The organism is Paenibacillus taichungensis (assembly GCF_050994985.1).
GTDB classification, from domain to species: Bacteria; Bacillota; Bacilli; order Paenibacillales; family Paenibacillaceae; genus Paenibacillus; species Paenibacillus taichungensis.
The window spans coordinates 6,574,212-6,600,096 of record NZ_CP194720.1 but is presented as its reverse complement, the minus strand read 5'-3'; the positions used below and the strand labels follow the sequence as shown (position 1 = coordinate 6,600,096).

The window sequence follows — 25,885 nt, the reverse complement described above, 5'->3', positions numbered from 1 at the left end:
ATTATCCATTAGAAATGGCATCAATTCTCATTTATCGAAACGTTTCGAAGTGTTTTCAAAAAAAATTTCTCTTCACGTCTTTTAAGCATCACTGCTGAATCATATACCCTTTTATTGTACATATAGCTTAGTCGATTGACAACATTCCAATATTAGACAAGAGGAAGAATTCATTATAAATCACAATGAACACGCCTGTAAACCATAGATTGAAACGTTTCGACATTTTCATTATAGTCGGTGTTGATAGCGATTTCAACCTCTTTATCCATTTTTCACAGAAATATGTGAAGTGAATGATTCGAAGGGTCCTCATTACACCTTTGTGGTATTATACTGCTTATTAGTCCAATCCTCTATAAGGAGTCCATTATGTTATGAGCAATCTGGATCTAAGCTTTCATAAATCATCCGTGAACAATTCCGGCCGCTTGCAGCAAATCACAACCGTGCCTCCCGCAATGTTCAAACTGTGTCATCTGGTGCAGCTCCATGATCGGGAAGCCTTCTCCCGTATCGATGAACTGTGGAGCAGCAAGCACGTTCTTTATGTCATCACCTCTGGTCAAGCAAGACTGATCAGTTCGAATGGTCAATTGATGGTAAATACCGGATCAGCTGTCGTTCGCCAAGCTGGAACTCTGCTTCAGCATGAAAGCAAGCGTGGCTCCCTTTCCCCGGTTCAGGGTATTGCAATAGCCTTTGATTTTGCAGATAACGAACAAAGGCTCTGGCCATTCGGACATCCTGTTCCCGTTACAAGCCGCCTTATTGCCGAGCTGATCTCCGAATTGGTTCAGTCCAGCTCCAAACGCGATGAGTCTGGACCATTCAAACCTCATATGCTGTTTTATCAGCTGCTGGATACATTGCGAGATCACGCTGTGCGTTTGGCTCATGAAGATCATTCCTGGCTGGATATTGTCCTCGCGCGTATCCATGAAAGAGTTACTCATTCTTTTACACGTGAGCAATTAGCGAGAGAGGTTAATGTGAGTCCAGAGCATTTTTCACGAGAATTCAAGAAATACACCGGATTTACATTCGTGGAGTATGTTACCCGGTTAAGAATTCGAATTGCCCAGGAGCACCTGCTGTTTGCCAATCCCACATTGCAAGAGCTTGCGCAGTTGACGGGATACAGGGATACCTTTTATTTAAGTCGAAAATTTAAACAAACGGTAGGTTGTGCACCGACTCTCTATCGGAAAACGCCAAAAAAAATTGCAAGTCTTACATACAACTATACCGCTTCCTTGCTCGCACTGGGCCACATCCCGCATCTGGGTGCCGTTGCAGAATGGATGAAAAGTAGACTTATTGAAAATGGACAAGACCAATTTGATCAGTGCTATGAGCATGATCTTATTAATCATCCGGATCTAATCGCAGACGCTCATCCCGATGTCATCCTTGGTTATGCACCTCATTCCGGCATGGATGAATTACGGCAGATTGCACCAACGATTTTGATGCCTTTTGAAGAACTTGACTGGCAGGAGCAACTCATTCATTTGGGACGCATCACAGGCCTGGAAGCCAAAGCTCGTGCGCTGTTAGACCAGTATGATACGCTTCAGCAAGAGGCCAATCGTACACTTGATCAAATGATGGGTGTGCGTGGATCAGCAGTATGCATATTCATGATTGGTGAGAGTGGAGCGTACATCTATGGTCACGGATGGGGTAGAGCTTCTCATATTTTGTATCACTCGCTTGGCTTCGCCCCTCCTGCAAGAATGGAAAAGGATGGTCAGCTGCTCACTGGTTACATCCATGTTCCGCTAAATGAAATTCATTTGTACGCTGCAGATCATATTTTTATTGACTATGCCAGGGAGCCATCGGAGCAAGATGCTGTGGACAAGCTGTTCGCTCAGGAGTCCTGGAACAACTTGAGTGCGGTCCGAGAAGGGCGACTGTACGAGATTGAAGCGAATATGTTTTATGGATTCGATCCCATCTCGATTATGGAGCAATTACAGCACATCATACACAAACTGACATCACATCTGTCCATGCATTAGTCATCATAGATGTCCATGTACAAATGTTACGTCATCCTCTATGTTAGTAATGAGAATAATAATCATTATTGATTAAATAACAGGGGGAACAATTATATGTTTGCTGCAAAAAAACGCTTTTCTGGCTTGCTGCTCATGCTCGCCATCATCATGATCCTGACTGCCTGTAACAGTGGTACGGGTTCCGGCACAACGGAACCAACAGCGGCGGGTTCAGAATCGACAACAGCTTCGACCGAAACAAATAACGACTCTTCCGGTGCTACGCGGATCTACAAGTCATTAAGTGGAGATGTGGAAATTCCGGCTGAACCGAAACGGATTGTTACGGATATGTACGTAAGTGATCTGCTCGCACTCGGTATAAAGCCTGTTGGCGCTGTTCAATATTATCTAGAAAACCCGTTCTATGCAGATCAGGTGGAGGGCATTGAAAGTATCGGTGATCGGGCAGCGGTCTCGATGGAGAAGGTCATTGCCATGAACCCGGATCTGATCATTACCTACTCCGACCAGGCCAGCGAAATTGAGAGTTATCAAAAGATCGCACCTACCGTAGTGATTCCTTATGGTACATTCACCAATGTACATGACGAAATTCGGGGATTCGGAGAGCTGATGAACAAATCCGAAGAAGCCGAAGCTTGGCTGAAAACGTACGACGAACGGATTGAAGCCGCTCGTGCTAAGGTGAAAACCGTCATCAAACCGGAGGAAACCTTCTCCATCCTTGAAGTATCCGACAAGAGTTATTATGGATATGGAGACAATTTTGGTCGAGGAGGACAAGCGGTCTACAGTGCTTTGCAACTTGCCCCACTCGAGATCACCAAAAAAGAACTGATGGGTGATACCCAGTGGAAAGAGATTTCGCGTGAAGTTGTTGGTGATTATGCAGGGGATCATATCTTCTTGACCGTTGGGGAGAACAATAAAAATTATCAAGGCGACTCCATCTGGCAATCCCTGCCGGCAGTGAAAAACAATCAGGTGTACGAATTGCTGGAAGACCGTTACTGGTACTTCGACCCGATTGCGATTCAGGGTCAGGCTGAAGAATTCGCTGATATGATCGTAGAACGTGCACAGCAAAATCGCAAATAACATATGAAAGATGCAAGTGTCTGGTCAGGCTATGGAACCTGTCCGGGCATTTGCGTTATATGGAGGAGGACTTACATATGCTTCGCCGTTTTATGGCCTATTATCGTCCTTATCGGGGACTCTTTATATTGGACTTCTCCTGTGCCATTCTGGCTGCACTGCTGGAGCTTGCGTTTCCCTTGGCTGTAAACAAAGTTGTCGATCAGCTGCTTCCCGCAGGCAACTGGTCCATGATTTTATCAGCCTGTGCCGGATTGCTGGGCATCTATCTGCTCAGTTCCTTTTTCCATTATGCAGTCACCTACTGGGGGCATAAGCTGGGTATTAACATCGAATCCGATATGCGGCGGGAACTGTTCCAGCGTGTGCAGAAGCAATCCTTCCGCTTTTTCGATAACAACAAGACTGGGCACCTCGTCTCTCGCATGACCAACGATCTGATGGATATTGGTGAGATTGCCCATCATGGACCCGAGGATCTGTTCATTGCCCTGATGACGCTGGCCGGAGCCTTCGGCATAATGCTTGGTATCAACTGGCAACTGGCTGTCATGACCTTCATCATCGTACCGCTAATGATCTTCCTGTCTCTCTATTTCAGCCGCAAAATGTCCAAAGCGTTCAAGCGTATGTTTGCGGATATTGCAGACTATAACGCACGCGTAGAGAACAATGTGAGCGGAATTCGTGTAGTACAGGCTTTTGCCAATGAAAAGCATGAAGTGAAACGCTTTGTCGAAAATAATGAACGCTTCCGTCTTACCAAACTGATCACCTACCGGATTATGGCATGGAATTCCTCGCTCAGCTTCATTCTGATGAAATTTGTCTCGCTGTTTGTACTGGTGTGCGGTACGTGGTTTGTCATTCAGGGCAGCATGACCTACGGAGAATTTATCGCCTTTGTCATGTTATCCAATGTGTTTCTTGGACCGATTCAACAGATTAATTCCGTCATCGAAACCTATCCCAAAGGCATTGCCGGATTCAAAAGATATCTGGAGCTGCTGGAAGCCGAGCCCGATGTGGATGATACACCACAAGCCAAATCCATCCCACATGTGAAAGGCGACATCGCCTTCCATGACGTTTCATTTGCTTATGGGGAACACAAGCCAACCTTGGATCAGGTCAATCTGGAGATTCAGGCAGGACAAACGGTAGCGCTGGTTGGACCTTCGGGTGCAGGCAAATCTACGCTGTGCAGTCTTATTCCACGCTTTTACGATGTGGATGCGGGGCATATCTCTATTGATGGGATTCCGGTAAAAGATATGACACTGGAGTCACTTCGCTCCCATATCGGGATTGTACAGCAGGATATTTTCCTGTTTGATGGGTCAATCCGTGAAAATATTGCCTACGGCAAACTGGATGCACCTGATGAAGAAATCTGGCAAGCCATCCGCAGGGCCCAACTGGAAGAGCTGGTACAATCCCAACCAGATGGACTGGACACCATGATCGGTGAACGTGGCGTGAAATTGTCGGGTGGACAGAAGCAGCGTCTATCCATCGCAAGAATGATCCTGAAAAACCCGCCTATTCTAATATTGGATGAAGCCACTTCCGCACTCGATACCGAGACGGAAGCCGCCATTCAGCTGGCCTTATCCGAGCTGGCGCAGGGACGTACAACATTAGTAATTGCCCATCGACTGGCGACCATTAGACACGCGGATCGCATCGTAGTGGTGGAGAATGGCAGCGTCACTGAACAAGGAAGTCATGAAGAGCTACTCGCGCGCAAAGGCTCGTACAGCCGACTGCATCAAGCCCAGTTTGGATAAACTAACATAGCAACCATCGAAAAAAGCAAATACGGAATGAAAACAACCTTCCCTCTGTAAACGAGGTGAAGGTTGTTTTATTCATTTCAGGTATCCTTTTGATTTCCAGAATCGCTTCGCAAATGATTCAGCAGCGTACGGCGGCTCCCCATTCAGTAAGTCCTCATTTGCTTGAATGAGCACTTGGCGTCCACGTTCGAGCAATTGAACGGCATGTAGTAATTGAGAGCCGCCTATATAATGAAGTTCAAGCAACACCGATTCTTCTTCCTCATCCTCGTCCTTCTGAGCCGAGTATTCGATCAACACACTTTCCGTGCCGTCCTCATGTTGGTGCAGGGTATAATAGTATTTCTCCACCTGCGTCTCCCCTTGAGTATCCTTATACTCTCTTCCAATACGTAGCATAGCTGGCTGGGGAACACCATCACTCAGCTGACCTGCTTGTCGAAATGCATAATACAAGTCTCCAATCCACAGCCCATGCCGGTCGTCATCATAATAATCGTCATATGGCTCCACGATCGGCAAAGCTAATAAATCACGGATCAGTTGATGCGAAATTAAGGAACGGGCATACTGATAATTCGATACAGACTGCAACAAGGTGCTCCATCCTTGCTCGCTTAACTGCTGAATATCAGCAGGTGAGTTCTCCGAAAATACGTTCCATTCCGAATTCTCATTGTGAAGATAACGATATGCACCTGAGATCATCCAGACAGGTTTACCCGGTTGTAGGATATGTTTATCAGGAGAGTTGGAACCTTGATCTGATGGCTCCATCTTAAGCAACAATGCACAATTGTGGTCATCCTGAAAATACAGACTGCGGAAATACCCCTCCGTATGCTCATCTCCATAGACCGATACTCGGCAAAATTGCTCATCCAACCAAAATTCATAGCTGTTCAGTAACTCATCGTCCTCTCTTACAGGTAACAAAGATGGGTGAGTAAGACGCTCTATGTTCTCAGCGGTAACCCGATGATCTTCGAACCAATCCGGCACATCTGGCTCTGATTCATCAGCATGAATGTAGTTTCGGTTGATTACAGGTTGTCCTTGCTGCAGCCTCCTTAACATTTCTTCTCGCCAAGGAAACGGCTCTGTATCTTCATCAATCACACATTCAGGAACCAATAACGCCAACATGTCAAAGCCCCGCCATGGTCCGAGATCCTCCCATTCTTCAAGCTGACGCTTCACATTACGCTGTCCTTGAACCTGAATCGTATATTGCTCGGTACTTATTAGCAATCCACCTTCTACATTCCCTCTCACTGTCAATTCTCCATGGTTATAATCCCCCCAGAACATATCCTCCACATAGAGATTACCTGTAATATATATTTCCTGCCCACCCACGATCATATAGGGCGTCACAAGATTCCCAAGTACAACCAGATTTGAACTGGCCGCGTCGGAACTTGTATTTCCAATATAACGATCCACTGTCAGATTTCCTTCAACCAAGATCAAGAAAGGTCCTTCATCCAACAACAGTTCACCGATATGAAGGTCACCAGAATGTAACCATACTTCCTCGGCTTCAAATTCACCGTTGTGCGCTTCATTATGAGTGTACATCCAACTTTCCTGAGGCAACTTCGTTTGTATATCTGCAAAAGAAACCTTGTGACCTATCTGATGTATGGACATGTCCTGACACTCCTCATCCAATAATATATGGATAGAATCTATCTAATCTACAGATAGGACGACTACCCATTTTTATTATACTAGAGGAAATATACACCATTCCATAACAAAAACCCTCACCCGAGTAGAATGAAGGTTGAGCTTGTGAACGACAACAGCCCCAAGCCCATTATATACATATATGATCTAGTCCATTCTTATAACTGCCCACCCAGGATGACATTCGCCCGCTCACGGAATTCCTTCGCCGCCTGCTCCGGCGTAATTTTGCCAAACAGCAAAAGATCATACAACTCACGCAGCACCGCAGTAACCTCGGGTGCACCTACAGGATCAGGCGGATCCATCTGGCTGCTGTGATCCGCAACCCAATCCACATAGTCAAACACCTGCGCCAGCTCTGGTTCAACCAGCAGCTTCATCCGCTCTTTGACACGGGATGAGACGGGCACCCCCCGCTCGCCTTTGAGCAGCAGATTGGCATCCAGATCATTAACGAAAAAGCTGATGAACTTGGCAGCCTCCTCCTTATGTCTGGAATTGCCCGCAATGGAGAAAAACATGCCTGGCTTCAGGAACAACCCTTCTTGGCTGTTTGGCCCAGGCATCGGCACAATCGATAACGGCTTGCCATAACGCTGAGCGGTACTGATAAATTGGTTGGAATACCCCCAGCTAAACAAAGCCTCTCCCAGATAGAACGGGTCGTTATCAGGCTGGCCAATATCTGATGTCCAGATATCCGGTGCAAAAATAAGCTTCTTCTGCGCCAGTTGCTGCATCCTGCCAAAGTAATCAATAAACAGCCCATCATCCTCATACCCCAGCCTTGTGCCATCCTCGGTGTACAGCTTGGAACCATACTGTCTCAAGTAATACGCGAAAAACTGTTCCGGCGTGAAATACGTTCCCAGATAGACGCCTTTCCCGAGCAATTGTTCGCCCATCCGGTCAAAATCCGTCCATGTCCACGTATCCGTTGGTAATTCAATATCATTAGCCTTCAACACTTCCGGATCATAGATGCTGAGCATGGCGTTCACACCCAAACTGAGACCATAGGTTTTTCCATTGAGGCTGCCACTCTCCATCTGTTCCTTCTCCATGTCTGTTGTGTCAATCAGCCCGCTCTGCATGTACGGCGTCATGTCTTCCAACAGCTGCAGCGAACTGTACTGAGACAGATAGGAGATGTCCATCTGGATAATGTCGGGCAACGCATTGCCTGCTGCATGTGGGGCAAGTTTTCTCCAGTATTCGTTGAAGCTGCTGTATTCGTATTCAATGTTCACATGCGGATTCAACTTCTCATACAAGTTGATAACGTCAATGGTGGCATTGTTACGAAACTCCCCGCCCCACCAAGCGATTCGCAGCGTGATCGGCTCTTCTTCCATAATCATGCCTGGCCTTTGATCCAACTGGTTCACGCAGCCAGGAAGAGTCAGCATAAGACAGATCATGCCTATGGCTCGCATCCATCTTCCCACAGCCTCTCCTCCTTACCTGGTGATGGGGGTGGCAGCAGCACTGTTACTCTCGTTCCAAGCCCCGGCTTGCTCTCCAGCAGAACATCATATTCTTCGCCAAAAGCCAGACGCACCCGCTCCCTGATATTCAGCAAACCAATACCTGTTCCTCTGGTCTTCACTTCACCGCGCAGCACTTGTTCCACATATTCGGGCTCCATGCCGGGACCATGATCCTCCACGATAAGGGCCAGCCTGTCACCTGACATTTCGGCATACACTCGAATCAGACATGATCCAACCTGTGGTTCCAATCCGTATTGTATGGCATTCTCCAGTAGTGGCTGTAGGGTCAACTTCGGAATGGCACAATTCAGATAAAGAGTGGGTACATCCATGCGAAAATCCAGCCGCTGCCGGAAACGGTAAGTTTGAATGGTGATGTAATGGTTGACGATCTGCAGCTCTTCAGCAAGGGTAATCATATTTTGCTTGAAGCTAATGGAGGAACGCAGCAAATACCCGAGTGACAGCACCATACTGGAGATTTGCTCCTGCCTGTTCTTTTTGGCGAGCCAATGGATCGAATCTAGCGCATTATACAAAAAGTGGGGATTGATCTGCGCCTGCAGCGCCTTGAACTCCGTTTCTTTAATGACCAACTGGCTTGCATAATTCTCTTTGATCAATGTATTAATATGTGTAATCATCAGTCGATACGTACGCTGTAGCAATCCCAGCTCATCCATGTGCTGATGTGTTGGAATAGTCAGATTGGCGTCCATGTTCTCCAGATCTCCATACTGGACCTCCTTCATCTGACTGATCAGCTGCCTAATTGGTTTAGTCAGACTGCGTGCGAACACCATACCGAGCGCGAGCACAACCAGAATGGCGATAAGATAGACGACAATCAGTATATTTTTCAACCATATAATGCGTTCAAAAATTGCATCGTAAGAGGCCATGTTATAGTAAACCCAGCCAGTGTAGGCGGATTTCTTCTGTGAAAGGAATATCACCCTCCCATCCAGATTCTTGATCTCATATCCCCCACTGCCTGGAAGTGGATTCAGTCCGGCAGTCACCGCTTCAGGAAGCTGGCGATAAGGATAGACCACTTCACTGCCTGCTTTTAAAATAATGTCACTGTCCTGACTGTCCATACCCGCGTATTCCTCCACAAGACGCTCGATGTTAATACGCAAAAAGAGAATGCCTACCGGCTCCAGCGTCATCGGTTCATAGGCTCGCACCTGACGCACCATGACCAGCATCGGATCATCATCATCCGGGTATAGCCAGCGCACTGCACCATTGGCCTGCTCCGCAGCTTCAATCATCCGATCATATTTTTCCCGGGATACGGTCAATGTCTCGCCATACTTATTCACCCTTCCTGTGGAATCAATCAGATGTACGGACTGCACATATCGTGCAGCCCCACTAATATGCTCCCATAGCCGATCCGTGATCTTCTTCCGTTCCATAAAGCTGGAGTATGCGCTATCGTCAATCAACAGCGACTTCAAGGCCCTTTGAATCTGAGTATCGGAGATCATGTTTAGTGATAACGCTTCCAACTTCTGAAGTTCAACGTCCACGGTAGAGGAGGACAGGTTTAGAAGACGAGATGACTTGTCGAACAGCTGTTTGTCATAAACGGAGTACGTATAATACAAGGAAGCAAACGCCAGGATGATAATAAACGCCATCATGAACATAATCATCAGAAACATTTTCATTTTGATGCTCAGTTTGCGGTAGGCTGTCATGACCAAAGCGCTCCTTTGAACCACGTGATACTACTAGGTATATCACATGCAGGAAGGTTTTCCCAAAGTTTTAGCGCTCGATTTCTCACGTATTATTTGGACTGATATCGATCATAGGCCGCCTGATGAACCTCAATCGCCCGGTCAATGCCCATGCTCTTGATCGTTTCGGCCATGGTGTCAAATTCGGTGATTGGCTTCTGTCCGCTAATGATCGCAGTCATTGTCTCATTCAAGTACGTATTCACCTGGCTCATAATGGATGTACTTGTGCTTACCTCATCTGTTGACAAACGAATTGGCGGGAGTGTTAATGCCGAGCTTGCTTTCATCCATTCCGCATTCGCCGCACGCTGTCCATCGTCAAATAATAATGCATCCAGATAACGGCTATCCTGATTGATCGGACCGTCCATAATGGATAAGGCATAGGAAGCCAGTGCCTGGTCATACGTCAAACCGTTCGGATTATCAATGATGGTATCTGTGAATTTGACACCTTCCCCATCACGAACATAACTGTCATTTTCGATACCAAAGTTGAACAGATTACTACCCTCTTCGCTATAGTTGTAGTCCATCCACTGAACAATATATTTTAATTTGTCTTCGTCTGCAGAAGCCGTAATGGCCTCACCATAAGTCAACACTTTGGCATCCAGATTAAATGTCGCATAGGACGTTCCATCCTGAGATACAGGCCATGGTACGCCGGTTACATTAAAGTTCGGGTCCGTATCTCTCATCAGATTGAAGTATTTCCCCATGCCACTGAATACGCCACCCTGATATGCACCTGCGAGATTGCTGGTGACCTTGTAGTCGAATGCTTTGCCGTCATTCGTCATGATCTCGGGATCAATCAGCCCTTCCTTGTACCACTTGGCCATGGTCTCCAAGAAATCACGGTAGCCCGGCTGAATCGGTCCGAATTCCACCTTGTCCCCATTCATCTGGAAGCCACCAATTACGCCAAAAGCCGCTGCAAAATCATGGAGCTTGGTCAGGTTACCCGGACCCCAGTTTCCGGTGAAAGGAAGCTCATCAGCCTTGCCGTTGCCGTTCGGGTCCTGTTCCTTGAATGCCTTAAGCACCGTATACCACTCATCAATGTTGGTCGGTACTTTGAGATTTAATTTATCTAGCCAATCCTGGCGCATAATTAAACCGGAAGTGGCATTCAGCTTCAGTGCATCCAGCTTCAGCAGCGGGAACATATAGATCGTTCCATCATCGAGTGCAATCTGCTTCTTCACATCCGGATCGGATTCAATAATCCGCTTCAAGTTCGGTGCATAACTGTCGATCAATTCATTCAACCGGATGATCCGGCCGTCCTTGATCATTTTTTCCGGTCCGCCAACGGCATCCGCCCAGTTATAATAAATGACATCCGGCAGCTCCTTCGTGGAGATCAGCAGATTGAACTGGTCCCGCTGTTGTCCAAGCGGAGGATGCGTGAACTTCACTTTGATACCTGTAAGCTTCTCCTTTTCCTTATAAGCCGCCATATCGCCAAAATTGTTCAAGGAAGCTGTCAGTTTGGCATCATTGGCGCGCCAGTAATCAATGGTAAATGGCTCACTTGTAATCGGTAGCGGTATCTCAGTCAATGCCTGAACCGCAGGTTCTGTCCCCTCCGCTGGTTCTGCATTTCCTGGCTCCTTATCACCCGTACAGCCTGCCAGTAAAGACATGGTTAGTAACGATGACAACAGGATGGACCCCATTCTTTTATTCACGCAATTCGCCTCCATAGGATACATTTTTTATTGTTTCACAGCACCGATTAAAGCGCCCTGAACAAAATAACGTTGGATGAACGGATATACCAGCATAATCGGCAGGGTAGAGATAATGATGGTTGCATATTTGATGTTCTCCCCAATGGCAAAGCCGGTATCGGCGCCAGCGCCCATGGCCTCCGTACTGCTGCTGATCAGAATATCACGCATAATAATCTGGATCGGATATAGCTCCTGACTGCGCAGGTAGAGCATCGGTCCGACATAATCATTCCAATGGTCAACCGCATAATACAGCATCATGACCGCCAGGATCGGTTTCGACAAAGGCAGTACAATCCGGAAAAGAATCAGAAAGTCATTGGCACCATCAAGCTTCGCCGATTCGATCAGACTGATCGGAATGCCTTCAAAGTTTGTTTTCATAATGAGGAAATAGAATGTACTGATGGCACCCGGAATAATAAGCGCGAAACGGGTATCCACCATCCCCAGATTCTGAATTAGCAGAAAAGTTGGAATCATGCCACCGCCAAAAAACATCGTGAACGTAATTAATTTCATCAACGTTTTTCTGCCCATCAGATCACTGCGTGACAGCCCATAGGCGGCCAGCGAAGTCATGAGCAGATTGATGGCGGTACCCACCACAACATAGAACAAGGTGTTCATATATCCCGTGTAGATGCGAGTATCCTGAAATACCGACTTGTACGCTCCCAGCTGGAAGCCTTCAGGAATGAGCATGAGTGACCGGGAACGCAGCATCTGATCCGGATCACTGATTGAAGAATTGAACACGTACAGCATCGGGTAAAAACATAAAATCATGATCACCACGAGCAGCAGTGTATTGAATACATCAAAAACTCGTTCCCCTATAGACTGTTTCATCGCTTCACCTTCCAATTACCAGAGACTGGTTGAGTTAAGCTTTCTGCTGATCGCATTGGCCATAATAAGCAGTGCGAAATTAATGACGCCATTGAAAAGTCCGATGGCCGTGGAATACGTATAATTGCCCTCCAAAATACCGGATCGATAAACAAAGGTGGAGATGACATCCGATGTCTCATAGGTCGGTGCCGTTTGCATCAGCAATATTTTCTGAAAATCAGCGTTCATTACCGCCCCCATGCGCAAAATCAACATGATCACAATCGTTGGCATGATACCCGGCAGTGTAATATGAAGCAGCTGTCTCCAGCGGCCTGCACCATCAATTTTGGAAGCCTCATACAGCTGTGGATCAATCCCGCTGAGCGCCGCCAAAAAGATAATCGATGCCCAGCCCGCCCCCTGCCAGATGTTGGACAGGATGTACATCGGACGGAACATATCCTTCTCCGCCAGAAACATGATGGGTTGCAGGTCGAAAAAGTCACGAATGACGTTAAATAGTCCGCCATCCAATGCGGAGAACGTTTTCAACATTCCGACCACGACGACAACCGAGATGAAATGTGGCATGTAACTAATCGTCTGCACCGTGCTTCTGAACCACTTTTTCCGTACTTCGTTCAGTAACAGGGCCAAGATGATTGGAGCCGGGAAACCAAACACAATGCTGTAAAAACTCAAAATCAGCGTGTTCTTGATCAGTCTCCAGAAATAATAACTTTCAAAAAACATGGTGAAATTGTCAAAACCAACCCATTCGCCTGCCAGGATTCCTTTGACCGGGCTGTAGGATTCCTGAAATGCCATCAGCAGCCCGTACATCGGCCCATAGCTGAAAATCAGATAGTAGGCTACAACCGGAACGAGCATCAGATACACGTATCTGTTGCGGACAAGCTCCTTTTTCACTGAACTCCATTTGCCAGCTGGCTTCAAACGCCCAGGTTCGATCCCCCGGCTTCGATTCAGCTCCATCCACTCAACCTCCACTCTCGATGTTCATTCATTAACATGACACCTCTAATGATAGAAGCGAGCGCCTTTTCTTCCCATGCTCATTTCCGTTAAATGGATGTTCAAAACCGAGTTCCGTCCGACAAAAAAAGACCCTGCTGCCGATGAAAGGCAAACAGGGTGCTATCGTAGGTCGAATATAGACTGGTTATACAGGTGAGCTATGTAGAAGCGACAGCAAGGCTGTTTTAAGGTACTTTTTTATACTCGGAAGGAGAGAAGCCGGTGTATTTCTTGAACATTTTGCTGAAATACGGCCAGTTGGCACCAAACCCCGTCTGTTCAGCGAGCCAGGATACGGTGCAGTTCCCATCCTGCTCCAGAAGCTCTAACGCTTTGCGGATGCGGTAACTTAACACATAGTTCGTAAATTTCTCACCGGTTTCTTTTTTGAACATTTTGCCGATGTAGTCTGGATTCATGTATATTTCCCCGGCGATGGACTGAAGTGTCAGTGTTTCGTCCCTGTAGCGCTTCTCCACGATCTGCTTCACACTGCCCACCATCTGCGATTGTCTGGAGCGGTGTTGTTCGTAGCGGCGTAGCGTGATTTCCTTGGCGACGGCAAGCAAAAACTGTTGAAAAGAATGTAAGGTGCTGGATTCAATCATGCCCGGCAACTGGTCCATATACCTTTTCATCTCGGCAGAGCCGCTGAGCCGAATGATTTCCATAAACATCTGAATGAGATAGGACTTCGTTTGGGATATATCGTATCGTAAGTCAGCGAGCTGCTGAAACATCCGGTTCAGTTCTGTTCCGACTTCCTGCCAGTGTCCAGCCTTAATTGCAGTAGCCATCCGCTCTGGATCATATTCGAATTCGGGAAGAGTGCGCTCCCCGGGAGAGTACACATCTCGCTCCATAATGAGACTGCCCTCACCGAGGTAAAAGCGGTAATTGAGATACACCAGCGTCTGCATGTACAATTGTCGTGCCTGTGGAAGATCCCCTGGTTCGCTCAGCGCAATCGTGAGATCATCATGATAATATCGGGTAAATGTGGCGCGAATCTCATCGATATTATGGAACAACTGTGTTTCAGACAACTTGTCCTCCATCATCAATAACACATGCCCACCAACCGTGGTACTTAAGATCGGATTATGAAAAATATCCTCGGCAATGTTCTTCACCGCGAACAAGTGCAAATACTCATGATCCCCCTCAATCTCTACCAACAGCAATCGCACACGTTGATCCTGAAATTGTACATCGAACAATTCCTCGAAATATTTCCATTCCTTGAGGCCGTACGTTCTGTTGGTGACCAGCTCTTTCAGAAAATATTCCTTGGCATGCGGCAGTACACGCTCCAGATTATATTGGATCGACTGCACAAAACACTCCTGATCGGTCAACTCTCGCTTCTCACTGACCAATTCACTAATAGCCTGTACGAGATGCTCTTCACTGCAGGGCTTGAGCAAATAATGCTTCACTCCATAATGCATGGCCGTCTTCGCATATTCAAACTCCGTAAAACCCGTAAGCATAATAAACGAGATATCCTGATACTTCTCCGCCACAGCTTCAACCAGCTGTAACCCATCCATTCCCGGCATGCGAATGTCCGAGATAATGATATCCGGGCGTTGCCGCTCGATCGAAGCAAGCGCTCCCAATCCATCTTGAGCAATGCCGATCAGTTCTGTTCCTAATCGGGACCAGTTCACGACGCTGGAGATCCCGTCCGAGATCATAAATTCATCATCAACCAACAAAACCTTGTACATCGTATGCATCCTCCTGCCTTTAACCAGTTCCATTCTATTATATGGGCATTATGCACAAATAGAGGGAAGAACGTTGAATGACATGGAATTGAAGCATAACGAGTCGGATATCTGAACAGTTGTATCATATGCGAAAATATTGACTACCGAATCATGGTCTATGTTGATCCTTCGTTCTAACTAAACAACCCTCACCCTGACTCAGGATGAAGGTTGTTCGGTTTGCAAATGTGGGCTATATAAGTGACCATACATGCCCGGATCGATTTATTTTTTTACCGCGTGAATAAAATGTATCGTTTCAAATGCCCTTAGATGATCGGTTCGATCCTGGAAAAACTGTTCCTGAATCGCCTCCGGAGTCAGATGCTCATAGATAAGCAGTCCTGCTTCATCCAGCAAGGCCTCCATCTTCCCATAGGCGTACCCCGATTTCATCGGCTCACCGCCAGCCGCAGCCATCTGGATCATATGGTCCACGCGATTAGATATGCCCTTCGTATCAAAAAGATGTTCGTCAGCGTAGTCAAAAACAATTGAACTCCCGGAAGGCAGTTTCGTAAACAACACTTGCAACAATCGGGACAAGTCTTCCTTGGTCAAGTAAAAAGAGACGCCAAGTAGACTTACAAAGGATTTCTCGCTGCTTAACTCTTCAGTCACGAGCCTTGAAAGGGAGCCCTTATCGGTCAAATCCATAGCCACAAAGTGCAGATTGGATGGAATAGGTAGTTTCGCGGACGACAGCCGACTGCGTTTGAATTGCTGTGTGACCGGGATATCCACTTCAATGATGTTCAGCCTATCCTTTAATTCCGGATACCGAAACGCAAACGTATCCAGACCGGCTCCAAGTATTACATATTGCGTGCCTCCCAATGCCACTTCATGAAGCAGCACCCGTTCGCAATATGCGGCACGTGCCAAGGGAGTTGGAGCAAGCTGAGTTTGTACAATCCACCTCAGTATTTCATCCGGGTCGTCCTTGATCAGATGAGCCATGTCCGGGTTGAAAAAATGGATGCCTTGAATCATATTCTCGCGAATACCCGCAAACTCTTGAGGAGTGATAAGCTCTTTGGCTAAATAATCATCGAAAATAAGAGGTGTGTCGTATTGGCAGTGGTAGGCTCGGCCAAAAGCCGAAATCAAGGATGTGATGCTGGATTCATTTTGCTTCATATTTCAACCTCCCGTACAAACAAAAATAAGATTCCCCCTGGCCAGGAGAACCTTAGTATATACGGAATATTTTTATATGTAAATTATATCATAAAAAGATTTTTTTGTCAATCTAAATCTACAGGATGATCCGACAGATTCAAGTGGCATTCTTTGTCCCTCCACTCCAATCTGCCCTCTTCCTCCTTCATACCACTCAACCCGAAAAGGCTAAGCGTCCAATCCGTACTCCTTCACTTCACGGTTGCGGTTCAGCACCGCATGCAGTACAAAACCAAGCACCGCAATAACCGCCGTGCCAGTCGCCAGCCACGCTACAGGGATCAGTCCCTGTTTGTCGTACATGACCCCCATTGCATACGGCCCGATAACCCGTCCAACCGCACCGATCCCACCGGAGATCCCGATGTAGAAAGGTGCCGCTCTTCCGGCATGCTCTGAGATGAATGCCGGCGTAGCAGGTGAGATCAACATTTCCCCAAAGGTAGCCAGTACCATTGCAAGCACCATACCCGGATAGCTATACATGGTGATCATGACGATGTAAGCCATGCCATAAAACACCGCACTTGCAGTCATCTGAGCGGTCGATGTACGGGCCATCGTACGCTTAACCCAGCTGGTAAAGGGTTGTCCCACAAAGATCAGCACCCCATTTAGGGTCCAGAGCAGACCGTACATTCTTTTCTCCATACCCTCGGAAATAATATACGGAGACACACCCGTATTCCAGATGGAATTACCGAACAGCAGGAACAGTACGCCCAGGCTCATGAACAGATATAATCTGGTGTTTCCTAGCAGCGCCCAGACGCCCGGCCCATCGGGAACCGTTTTGCGCTTGGTCAGATGTACTTCGCCCTGATCAGGTTCCGCCCGCGACAGATAATACCAGAAGAAAATCGCAAACCCGGCAGAGGTCACCCCGTTCAGTACAAAGCTGAGATGATAGGAAAAGTCAGCCAAGAAACCACTGAGCGCCGTACCAATCGCCACACCGATATTGTTGGCGACATAGATCACATTGAACAATTCCCCGCGTCGCTCCGCAAACCGGAAGCCAATAAAGGCTTGAATCGCTGGTAACGACAATGAACTGAATAGACCGATCCAGCCCATGGCACATATAAATACAACCCAATACGCGCTAATCCACGGCAGAGCAAACAGCCCTACCGCATTTAACGCCAGCGATCCGATGATCAGCTTCTTGACGCCCACCCTGTGGTACAATGCACCGCCGAGCAATTGCCCGAAGATGCCGCCCAGTGACTGAATCAGAATAACAAACCCCGCGTTCGCCATCGTGCGTCCAAGCTCGTCAAATACATACATCGTGGTCAGCGGCCACATCAAGGCACTACCTGTCGCATTGACCAAACTTGCCAGCAAAAATATTTTCACTTCTTTTGGATACGTATCCAGCCATCTCATCATCTTGTTTATTCTCCTTAGTACCTTCAAAAAGCATATTGCCATAAAAAATAGACCCTTGCCCTGACGGCATAATTAGCCAGAGCGAAGGCCACTTGAATTTAGAAATTTGAATTTATTTCTGAATCTTGCTCTTTGCATTCTGCTTCCGATCTATTCATTGCTTACGATCTATCCCTTGTTCATCTTACCTGAAAAGATCCGATCTGCAAGCACATTCATTGACGCTTCACTTCGACAGTGGCCGAGAAGAATGTTGCCCCGTTTCCCATGTCGGACAGACGATTGGATGTGAGCGAGTTCACCCGCTGTTTTTTGCCATTGCCATCCCACCATAAGCCTTGACTAATCACCGTTCCTGGCAGCATGGATTCACTAACCTTGGCGGTTAACTCGATTCGGCCACGGTCGTTCCATACGACCACCGCATCGCCGTCTTCCACCTGTCTGCGGGCGGCGTCCTCCGGGTGCATTTGCAATAATGGTATCTTCTCCAAACGTTGATGTTTGGCCGAATTGGCAAAGGTGGAATTCAGGAAATTATGGTTTGGCGGCGACAGAAACATCAGCGGATAAACATCCGCAGGTCCAGCCGGGTTTTCCCCGTCATACCCCTCAACGAGAGCACTATACGTAGGTAAAGGAGGCAATCCCTTCTGTGCCATCGTTTCCGAATACAGCTCAATTTTCCCCGAAGGCGTGGGCAACTGATCCAAATAGGACTCATGTGCAGACATATCCAGCTTGACGAAATGATGCTGCTTCAGCCCCTCCAAGGTTACTCCGTTCATGTAGGGATTACCCGTATCCTGGAGTGCTTCCTCAATCATCTGTTCCGGTGTCTCCCCGAAAATCTCCGGGTCATACCCCATCGCCTGTCCAAGCAAAGAGAACAATTCAACATTGCTCTTGCTCTCACCCAAAGGCGCAATGACTGGCTCTTGCAAATGAACATACTGATGCCAGTAGGACGTATACAGATCCGTCGTTTCAAATGAAGACGTCGCAGGCAGCACAATATCTGCGTATTTCGCCGTATCCGTCATGAATAGGTCATGGACTACCGTAAACAGATCTTCCCGTGCAAAACCTCGCTCCACCCGCTCGGTATCTGGTGCCACCACCAGTGGATTGCTGCAGTAGACCATCAACGCCCGGATCGGCTGCTCTGCTTCCAGTAGCGCTTCGCCAATCCGGTTCATGTTCACCACGCGCGGCTCCGGGTTCTGCCGCAGCTCAGGACGCTCGAGCGCATCGCTATTGGTGCTCGCGTAGCTGTTGGTACGAATAGCGCCCCCGCCGCGCTTCAGCCACTGCCCTGTAATGGCAGGCAGACAGGCTACGCTGCGGACGTTCATGCCACCGTTGTCGTGATGCTGGAGGCCATTGCCGATATGAATATGGGCTGCCTGTGCGTTGCCATACAGCTCAGCCAGCTTCACGATGTCCGCCTCCGGCACGCCTGTAATACGTGCAACGCGCTCCGGGGTGTAGCTGCGGACATGATCACGCAGTGCCTCATGGCCCACGGTATATTTTTGCATAAAAGCCTCATCCGTCAGTCCCTGCTCGAACAATACATGCATTAATCCGAGTGCCAATGCACTGTCTGTTCCGGGGTAGAGTGGAATGAACCAGTCTGCCCATTGGGCGGTCCGATTGCGATGGACATCAATAACGACGATTTGGGCGCCCTTTTTGCGGGCTTTCTCGGCCAGAACAACCTGATGCATATTGGTGCTGACGATGTTGCCTCCCCACACCAGAATGACATCCGCATGCTCTGTATCCTCGGGCAAGGTTCCCCGGTTCGCACCCATCGTATATTTCCAGCCGGTATTTCCCGCTGCATTACAGATAGTCTGTTCCAGCTTGCTCGCACCTAGCGCATTGAAAAATCGACGATCCATGCCATCCACACCAAGAATGCCCATGTTTCCATAGAAGCTGTAGGGCAGGATGCTCTCCGGTCCGTAGGTATCTGCCAGCGAACTAAATCTCGCCGTAATCTCGCCGATGGCTTCGTCCCAACTGATTCGCTCGAACTGGCCTTCGCCCTTGGCTCCGATGCGTCGCATCGGATATTGCAGCCGCTCGGGGTGATACACCCGCTCCGTCATATTTCGGACTTTGTTACAGATGGCGCCTTTTGTAATCGGATGGTCCGGATTGCCCACGACCTTCACGATCTTACCGTTCTCCTTATGAAGCAGCAGGCCGCAAGTATCCGGACAATCGAGCGGGCAAACTGCCGGGAATACGCCATTCTCCTGATCGATCATATACAAGTTCCTCCCCCTTCAAAGTTATCCTCATATCATATCTTCTTCATGGTAATCGCGTAAAGAGAACAGTCTTTTTTACTGCCACAACCGCTCCAATTTTTTTTCAAAAAAAATCTTTTTCCCCTTGATTCAATCTCGAAATTCAAGGGTAAATTAAAAATAAGGCATTAGGCTAGTGTTTCCCCACTTCCTCCTCATGCCATATCATGGACCACTCCCGAAATTCGCCATGAACAGGTTTCGTTCCCCCGAACCTTGTCATGGCGAATTTATTTTGCGTGCATACTTTTACATAAAAAAAAGCGACTCCTCTCCCGCCCATCACAGCAGACAGCCATGACTTGAACGAGATTAGATTCGCCAATTTCTGTTGCTATTTTGTTTAACTTCCCTGTTCCTGTTTAACTTCGCACTCGTCTTTGCAGGCTTATCGTGGTTACAACGCTACTCGATTACTCGAAAAAATGTCGCTACGCCTGCTTGCTCCACATCGGTCTGGCTTCTGTCTCCACAGGCTGGGCCACCGCCATTGCCACCTCAGGCTTCACTTCCGGCTCATGCTTGCGCAGGTACACCATCCAGTAAGCAGCCGCCACAAATAGCGCCCCTCCCGTCAGGTTGCCAAGCCATACCGGAATGAAATTCATGATGTATTGCCCCCACGAATAATGCCCTTCGAAGATCGCCGCAGGAATCAGGAACATGTTGGCGACAACGTGCTGGAATCCAATAGCCACAAAGGCCATCGTTGGGAACCAAATGCCCAGTACTTTTCCACTCATCGTATCCGATGCGTAGGACAACCATACTGCGAGAGCTACCAGCCAGTTACACCCGATCCCGGATATAAAAGCCTGAAGGAAGCTGTCGTCCAGCTTGTGTCCAGCCATATCCACTACTTTGGTCAAATAGGCACCTTCTGCCGTCAGACCGAGCACATGCCCAAATGCATAGGCCACAAAGAGCGCTCCAAGGAAATTACCTATCGTCACTAAGGTGAGATTCTTCAACATGTTGCCCGCGGACAGTTTACGTGCAATCGTCGCAAGTGGGACGGCCATCATATTACCTGTCAGCAGTTCCCCACCGCCAATCAGCACCAATATTAATCCTACCGGGAACACTGCTGCACCAATCAGATTAACCAAGCTGCCCCACTCGGTCGGAGCAGAGGCAATAACCCGAATATCCAGCAGAAATCCGAGCGCAATAAAAGCTCCTGCCAGAAAACTGAGTATCAATACGGAGGACACCGGATTTTGAGCTTTCTTCATCCCCGTATGCGCCGTATATTGTGCAACCTCAAGAGGTGTTTTTGCTGCCATAACGATCCTCTCCTTCACAGTTCATGAACATCATAATTCAACTTGTTTGGTTGATATGTTCATTGTATCGCGAAGGTTTCAAGAGGTTTGTTACTTTTATCACAAAGTCTGAAAACTACATTTTAATATTTCCGTTATGTCTTGTTTGATGTGCTGAAAAAGCAAAAAAAGAACTACCGCAGAATGAATGCGGCAGTTCTTAGATATTATGGTTAAACCATCGCTGGTGTTTTTACTTCTACTGGAGGCAACGCCTGAAGACCAGCCGAGTTCAGGAAGTTCCATGGTTTGTTGTAATGTGGTTGGAAGAAGAAGTCGATGAAGGCCAGCTCATCTACCGTCATGTTGTTCTGGATGCAGACAGAGATCGTATTGATCGACTGTGTCAGATCAGCTTGTGACATGACCTGCGCACCAACAATGCGGCGCGTAGCCTGTTCATAGATTACTTTGAGCAGCAGCTTCTCTGCTGTTGGCATGAACTCTGGACGGTAAGCATCTTCAAGCGTTACAGCTTCAACCACCAGACCCTCATCCGCAGCAGATGCTTCCGTCAGACCTGTACCTGCAATATTTTGCTCATAAATTTTAATACCTGATGTGCCTTGTGTACCCATGTACCGTGTCGTAGGACGAACCAGGTTCCGTGCTACGAGTGTACCCATCCGCACCGCGTTGGTTGCCAGTGGAATGTACGCAGCCTTGCCGGTTGGATTGTAATGAATTGCACAGCTGTCTCCAGCAGCGAAGACGTCTTTTTGGCTGGTTTGCATATATTTATCCACGATGATTGCGCCGTTTGACAGCATATCCACTTGGCCTTTGAGCAGCTCCGTATTTGGACGGAAACCAATGCACAGAATAACGAGGTCTGTATCAAACTCTCCTTTGGATGTAATGACCTTGTTCACTTTGCCATTCTCTCCGGTAAACTTCTGAACAGTTTGGCCCAGTGCCAGCTTGATGCCGTGTCCAGTCAACGTTTCTTCAATGGCATCCGTAAACTCGGGGTCGAGATATTTGTTCAAGATCCGGTCCACGCTATCGATCAGTGTAACTTCCTTGCCGTTCATTTGGAAAGCCTCCACCAGTTCAATGCCGATATAACCTGCTCCTACCACGGTAATACGTTTGGCATGTTTGGCTTTCTCAATAATCGTGTTGGAATGGTTATAGTTTTTGCAAAGTAAAATGTTATCCATCTCGATGCCTTCCAGCTTCGGTACGACAGGCCATGAACCCGTGGTCACGATCAGCTTGTCGAAGGTATCTTCGAATTCTTCCCCAGTTTTCAAGTTTTTAGCCTGAAGTTTGTGACCCACAGCATCTACTGACGTCACTTCATGAAGCATTTTGGTAACGACACCGAGCTCGGCCAGTTGGTTTGGCGAAGAATAGAACAGTCCGTCTGGATCTTTCACCACGCCACCTACATAAAGCGCAATGCCACATGATAAGAAGGAGATGTTGTCATTGCGCTCATACACTGTAATGGTAGCATCCGGGTACAATTTGGCGGTGTTAACGATGGCTGCGGTTCCTGCGTGTGTACATCCGATAACTGCGATTTTCATGATAAGGTTCCCCCTTGGAGTATATAAATAAAAAATTGAATATAACGTCATTGTGGTTGTGAAATATTTCACTTCTAAACGAACAGCGCTTATGTGATTTATTTCACTTTATACACTCATTATAATGTGATATTTTTCACATTGCAATAGGTTAATCAAAATAAATTCGTCGGATGTGTTTTTCTTTACGATCAGGCGAGTCATCGACTCATCTTCATTGACTTCAGTTTTCCCTGCTTATGGCTGGTTTATGCTCAAAATAAGCATAGTAACTACCGCGGAGACACGTATATGGAGAGGATGTTTCGTACTAAAAATTGTATCAAAAAAAGCCTGTCCTCCAATCTGGAGGCAGGCTTCTTCGTTCATTCATTTTATACGCCAAGCAGCTTTTCAATCTCTGCAGTCATGGCTTCAGGGGATTCTTTTGGTTCAACACGCCCTACAACTTCACCCTCACGATTCACGAGGAATTTGGTGAAATTCCATTGGATGCTATTGTCTTCGCCAACACCAGGTTGCTGCTCACGCAGATACTTGAACAAAGGATGTGCATCTTCACCATTTACGTCGACCTTGGCAAACACCGGGAAATTAACACCATAGTTGATTTGACAGAAGGATTCTGCTTCCTCACTGGTACCCGGCTCCTGGCCGCCAAACTGGTTACAAGGGAAACCCAGTACAACCAAGCCTTGATCACGATAGCGATCATAGAGCTTCTGCAATTCACCGTATTGTGGAGTCAGCCCACACTTGCTAGCAGTATTGGCAATCACCAACACTTTGCCTTGATACAGATCGAGTGGAACTTCCTGATTGGCGGTCGTTACCGCCTGATACGAATATACGGACATGACTGATTCCTCCCATGAGTATGATGTAGGTTGGGCTGCTGTATGTATGTACCCAATGACCATGCGGCACACAGCCTGTCTCTATATTATAGACCTGAGGCGATTAATTACCAAATCTGTGATTAAACCCTGACCGAGTTCATTGGTAGAAGTAATCTTCATCCATCAACTTGGACATATTCCCTTTTAGCCTGACTTCGCCGCCATAATAACATCATAACGCTCTTGCCGCTCTGCCTTTGTCAGTTTTGGACAACTGTAGCAATAGTTCTGACCGCCATACACCTGATGGTGTAAGCAGCAGACTGGTTTCATCAGCATGGTTTCTCCAGGTTGATGCGGATTATCAATCTCCACCGGTTTGAAGGTTAGCAGGTTCTTCTTCAACCCCAGAATCTCTGGAGACATTGCGATTACATGCTCATACCCTTGTACAACCGCTTCACGTTCCGTCTCCGTGATGTTCATCTGTAACGCTGTCGTTTTGAACCATCTCAGCATGGATGCGAGTTGTGCCCACATCTGACCTGGATTTGCTCCTCCAGCAACAGCCACGCCTTCAATCAGTGGACGCAGCTGCTCACCGTAATATGCGGTTAATACATCATTACGCCAGGAGGATGGAACGACTTGAGATCCGTCCATCAGATTTGGATGTGATTGCTCGATTGCATTGTCCAGTTGAAAACCAATCACCGGACGGCCATCCTTTAACTCCAGCTGCATATCTATATTCTCCAGAGACAGATCCAGATAAGTGTCACATAACGCCGTCATGTAGTGAACCCCAATCATCAGGCCACGAGCCGAATGCATAAAATATACTGCCGCTGAGCGAAGAGAATCGGCCCGAAGATGCTCATTATAAGCTTCCAGCATAAGTTTGGCCTGCTTCGGATGTTTCAATGCCGTCAAAGGCATGCCAAAGACCGATTCATCGATCGTCCCGGTTGTTATTCGTCCATATTGCTGTAACCAGGTGTAGTTGATTGCTCCCATTCCTGTAGACCTCCTAGAATGCGAATGAGCCGCGTGCATAACGCACAGCGGCTTCATTCTATAGTTTAGGACCACATATGGCCCGTTTCATTAACTTCCTGTCGCATGACGAACACGTTGCTCTGTCCGTCCTCCAGCATGAACCATTGCACTGTTCATGACCACTTGTTCTGGAGGTGCTGATTGCTGACGTTCACCCGCAAGGGCGTAAGGCAAGCAGAGCGGTACACCGGAACGAGGATCAATCACGATATCAGCTTCAATGTTAAATACTTCGCGCAGCACATCGGAGTTCATAACCTCTACAGGTGAACCTGTAGCGATGGCTTTACCTTTTTTAATACCAATCATGTGATGCGCATAACGGGAAGCATGGTTCAAGTCATGCACAACCATAACGATGGTACGGTTTGCTGTGGCATTCAGTTGCTCCAGCAATTGCAGTACTTCAAGTTGGTGAGCCATATCCAGGAACGTTGTTGGCTCGTCCAGGAACAGAATGTCTGTCTCTTGTGCAAGAGCCATGGCAATCCAGGCACGTTGACGCTGTCCACCGGACAGTTGATCGATTGGACGATCATGGAACTCCGTCATGCCTGTCACTTCGATAGCCCATTCAATCATGCGTTTGTCTTCAGCACGCATCGAACCAAAACCTTTTTGATATGGGAACCGTCCGTAGGACACTAGTTCGGTTACAGTAAGTCCTTCAGGAGCTGTTGGATTTTGTGGCAAAATCGCAAGCTGCTTGGCTACTTCACGCGTGGACTGCTTATGGATGGACTTCCCGTCGAGCAATACACTACCTGCTTTTGGATTCATGATCCGTGCCATTGTTTTCAGGATGGTAGACTTTCCTGAACCATTGGCTCCAACAAGTGCTGTAATTTTTCCTTGGGGAATTTGAATATTCAGATCTTCAACAATCAGTCTTTCCTCATAAGCGATATCCAACTTGGACGTCTCCAGACGAAACATGCGATCATCCCTCTCTCATTTATCCCGGT

18 protein-coding genes are annotated in these 25,885 nt (G+C 47.5%); 3 read left to right on the top strand and 15 right to left on the bottom strand.

Annotated features, from left to right (window positions below; genetic code table 11):
• Positions 1 to 377 precede the first annotated feature (377 nt).
• The 3 genes from ACR1R9_RS29690 (at position 378) to ACR1R9_RS29680 (ending at position 4,921) form a co-directional block, all read left to right on the top strand.
• Entirely contained in the window at positions 378 to 2,027 is a 1,650-nt protein-coding gene (locus ACR1R9_RS29690) for an ABC transporter substrate-binding protein (protein ID WP_433922066.1), read from the top strand.
• A gap of 96 nt (positions 2,028 to 2,123) precedes the next feature.
• Positions 2,124 to 3,131, top strand: coding sequence for an iron-hydroxamate ABC transporter substrate-binding protein (locus ACR1R9_RS29685; RefSeq protein ID WP_433922067.1), 1,008 nt, complete (start codon positions 2,124 to 2,126; stop codon positions 3,129 to 3,131).
• A gap of 77 nt (positions 3,132 to 3,208) precedes the next feature.
• Positions 3,209 to 4,921, top strand: coding sequence for an ABC transporter ATP-binding protein (locus ACR1R9_RS29680; protein WP_433922068.1), 1,713 nt, complete (start codon positions 3,209 to 3,211; stop codon positions 4,919 to 4,921).
• An 81-nt stretch (positions 4,922 to 5,002) separates the two neighbouring features.
• Here the strand turns inward: ACR1R9_RS29680 and ACR1R9_RS29675 are convergent, their stop codons facing one another.
• The 15 genes from ACR1R9_RS29675 to ACR1R9_RS29605 all read right to left on the bottom strand — a co-directional run bounded on the left by ACR1R9_RS29675 (position 5,003) and on the right by ACR1R9_RS29605 (position 25,856).
• Positions 5,003 to 6,583 (bottom strand): hypothetical protein, encoded by a 1,581-nt coding sequence (locus ACR1R9_RS29675; RefSeq protein WP_433922069.1) that lies wholly within the window; start codon positions 6,581 to 6,583, stop codon positions 5,003 to 5,005.
• Between the two features lie 197 nt (positions 6,584 to 6,780).
• Entirely contained in the window at positions 6,781 to 8,073 is a 1,293-nt protein-coding gene (locus ACR1R9_RS29670) for an ABC transporter substrate-binding protein (RefSeq protein ID WP_433922070.1), read from the bottom strand.
• Positions 8,049 to 9,827 carry a histidine kinase gene (locus tag ACR1R9_RS29665; protein ID WP_433922071.1) on the bottom strand — a complete coding sequence of 593 codons (1,779 nt, stop codon included), beginning with the start codon at positions 9,825 to 9,827 and terminating at the stop codon, positions 8,049 to 8,051. Before ACR1R9_RS29665 ends, ACR1R9_RS29670 begins: the two co-directional genes overlap by 25 nt.
• Positions 9,828 to 9,919: 92 nt before the next feature.
• Positions 9,920 to 11,569, bottom strand: a complete 1,650-nt coding sequence (locus ACR1R9_RS29660) for an ABC transporter substrate-binding protein (protein ID WP_433922072.1) — start codon at positions 11,567 to 11,569, stop codon at positions 9,920 to 9,922.
• Positions 11,570 to 11,596: 27 nt separating this feature from the next.
• On the bottom strand, positions 11,597 to 12,466 hold the full coding sequence (locus ACR1R9_RS29655; protein ID WP_175381446.1) for a carbohydrate ABC transporter permease: 870 nt from the start codon (positions 12,464 to 12,466) through the stop codon (positions 11,597 to 11,599).
• Between the two features lie 15 nt (positions 12,467 to 12,481).
• Positions 12,482 to 13,447 carry an ABC transporter permease gene (locus ACR1R9_RS29650; protein ID WP_433922073.1) on the bottom strand — a complete coding sequence of 322 codons (966 nt, stop codon included), beginning with the start codon at positions 13,445 to 13,447 and terminating at the stop codon, positions 12,482 to 12,484.
• A 227-nt stretch (positions 13,448 to 13,674) separates the two neighbouring features.
• Positions 13,675 to 15,222, bottom strand: a complete 1,548-nt coding sequence (locus ACR1R9_RS29645) for a response regulator transcription factor (RefSeq protein WP_433922074.1) — start codon at positions 15,220 to 15,222, stop codon at positions 13,675 to 13,677.
• 267 nt (positions 15,223 to 15,489) lie between these two features.
• Positions 15,490 to 16,404, bottom strand: a complete 915-nt coding sequence (locus ACR1R9_RS29640) for a class I SAM-dependent methyltransferase (RefSeq protein ID WP_433922075.1) — start codon at positions 16,402 to 16,404, stop codon at positions 15,490 to 15,492.
• Between the two features lie 210 nt (positions 16,405 to 16,614).
• The gene (locus tag ACR1R9_RS29635; protein WP_076287726.1) at positions 16,615 to 17,838 is read right to left on the bottom strand and encodes an MFS transporter; all 1,224 of its coding nucleotides are present in this window, start codon (positions 17,836 to 17,838) and stop codon (positions 16,615 to 16,617) included.
• Positions 17,839 to 18,056: 218 nt separating this feature from the next.
• Positions 18,057 to 20,120 carry a molybdopterin-containing oxidoreductase family protein gene (locus ACR1R9_RS29630; RefSeq protein ID WP_433922076.1) on the bottom strand — a complete coding sequence of 688 codons (2,064 nt, stop codon included), beginning with the start codon at positions 20,118 to 20,120 and terminating at the stop codon, positions 18,057 to 18,059.
• Positions 20,121 to 20,593: 473 nt separating this feature from the next.
• The gene (locus ACR1R9_RS29625) at positions 20,594 to 21,448 is read right to left on the bottom strand and encodes a formate/nitrite transporter family protein (protein WP_099857423.1); all 855 of its coding nucleotides are present in this window, start codon (positions 21,446 to 21,448) and stop codon (positions 20,594 to 20,596) included.
• Between the two features lie 212 nt (positions 21,449 to 21,660).
• Positions 21,661 to 23,022, bottom strand: a complete 1,362-nt coding sequence (locus tag ACR1R9_RS29620; protein WP_433922077.1) for an FAD-dependent oxidoreductase — start codon at positions 23,020 to 23,022, stop codon at positions 21,661 to 21,663.
• 374 nt (positions 23,023 to 23,396) lie between these two features.
• Positions 23,397 to 23,879 (bottom strand): glutathione peroxidase, encoded by a 483-nt coding sequence (locus ACR1R9_RS29615; protein WP_076287522.1) that lies wholly within the window; start codon positions 23,877 to 23,879, stop codon positions 23,397 to 23,399.
• 186 nt (positions 23,880 to 24,065) lie between these two features.
• The gene (locus ACR1R9_RS29610; RefSeq protein ID WP_433922078.1) at positions 24,066 to 24,878 is read right to left on the bottom strand and encodes a ferric iron reductase; all 813 of its coding nucleotides are present in this window, start codon (positions 24,876 to 24,878) and stop codon (positions 24,066 to 24,068) included.
• Positions 24,879 to 24,968: 90 nt separating this feature from the next.
• Positions 24,969 to 25,856 (bottom strand): ABC transporter ATP-binding protein, encoded by an 888-nt coding sequence (locus tag ACR1R9_RS29605; protein ID WP_090995058.1) that lies wholly within the window; start codon positions 25,854 to 25,856, stop codon positions 24,969 to 24,971.
• Between the last annotated feature and the right edge of the window lie 29 nt (positions 25,857 to 25,885).

Bases quoted from the DNA above. Each gene is read 5' to 3' on its own strand.
- ACR1R9_RS29690 (WP_433922066.1), top strand. From the start codon at position 378: ATGAGCAATCTGGATCTAAGCTTTCATAAATCATCCGTGAACAATTCC.
- ACR1R9_RS29685 (WP_433922067.1), top strand. From the start codon at position 2,124: ATGTTTGCTGCAAAAAAACGCTTTTCTGGCTTGCTGCTCATGCTCGCC.
- ACR1R9_RS29680 (WP_433922068.1), top strand. From the start codon at position 3,209: ATGCTTCGCCGTTTTATGGCCTATTATCGTCCTTATCGGGGACTCTTT.
- ACR1R9_RS29675 (WP_433922069.1), bottom strand. From the start codon at position 6,583: ATGTCCATACATCAGATAGGTCACAAGGTTTCTTTTGCAGATATACAA.
- ACR1R9_RS29665 (WP_433922071.1), bottom strand. From the start codon at position 9,827: ATGACAGCCTACCGCAAACTGAGCATCAAAATGAAAATGTTTCTGATG.
- ACR1R9_RS29655 (WP_175381446.1), bottom strand. From the start codon at position 12,466: ATGAAACAGTCTATAGGGGAACGAGTTTTTGATGTATTCAATACACTG.
- ACR1R9_RS29650 (WP_433922073.1), bottom strand. From the start codon at position 13,447: ATGGAGCTGAATCGAAGCCGGGGGATCGAACCTGGGCGTTTGAAGCCA.
- ACR1R9_RS29645 (WP_433922074.1), bottom strand. From the start codon at position 15,222: ATGTACAAGGTTTTGTTGGTTGATGATGAATTTATGATCTCGGACGGG.
- ACR1R9_RS29640 (WP_433922075.1), bottom strand. From the start codon at position 16,404: ATGAAGCAAAATGAATCCAGCATCACATCCTTGATTTCGGCTTTTGGC.
- ACR1R9_RS29635 (WP_076287726.1), bottom strand. From the start codon at position 17,838: ATGAGATGGCTGGATACGTATCCAAAAGAAGTGAAAATATTTTTGCTG.
- ACR1R9_RS29630 (WP_433922076.1), bottom strand. From the start codon at position 20,120: ATGATCGATCAGGAGAATGGCGTATTCCCGGCAGTTTGCCCGCTCGAT.
- ACR1R9_RS29625 (WP_099857423.1), bottom strand. From the start codon at position 21,448: ATGGCAGCAAAAACACCTCTTGAGGTTGCACAATATACGGCGCATACG.
- ACR1R9_RS29620 (WP_433922077.1), bottom strand. From the start codon at position 23,022: ATGAAAATCGCAGTTATCGGATGTACACACGCAGGAACCGCAGCCATC.
- ACR1R9_RS29615 (WP_076287522.1), bottom strand. From the start codon at position 23,879: ATGTCCGTATATTCGTATCAGGCGGTAACGACCGCCAATCAGGAAGTT.
- ACR1R9_RS29610 (WP_433922078.1), bottom strand. From the start codon at position 24,878: ATGGGAGCAATCAACTACACCTGGTTACAGCAATATGGACGAATAACA.
- ACR1R9_RS29605 (WP_090995058.1), bottom strand. From the start codon at position 25,856: ATGTTTCGTCTGGAGACGTCCAAGTTGGATATCGCTTATGAGGAAAGA.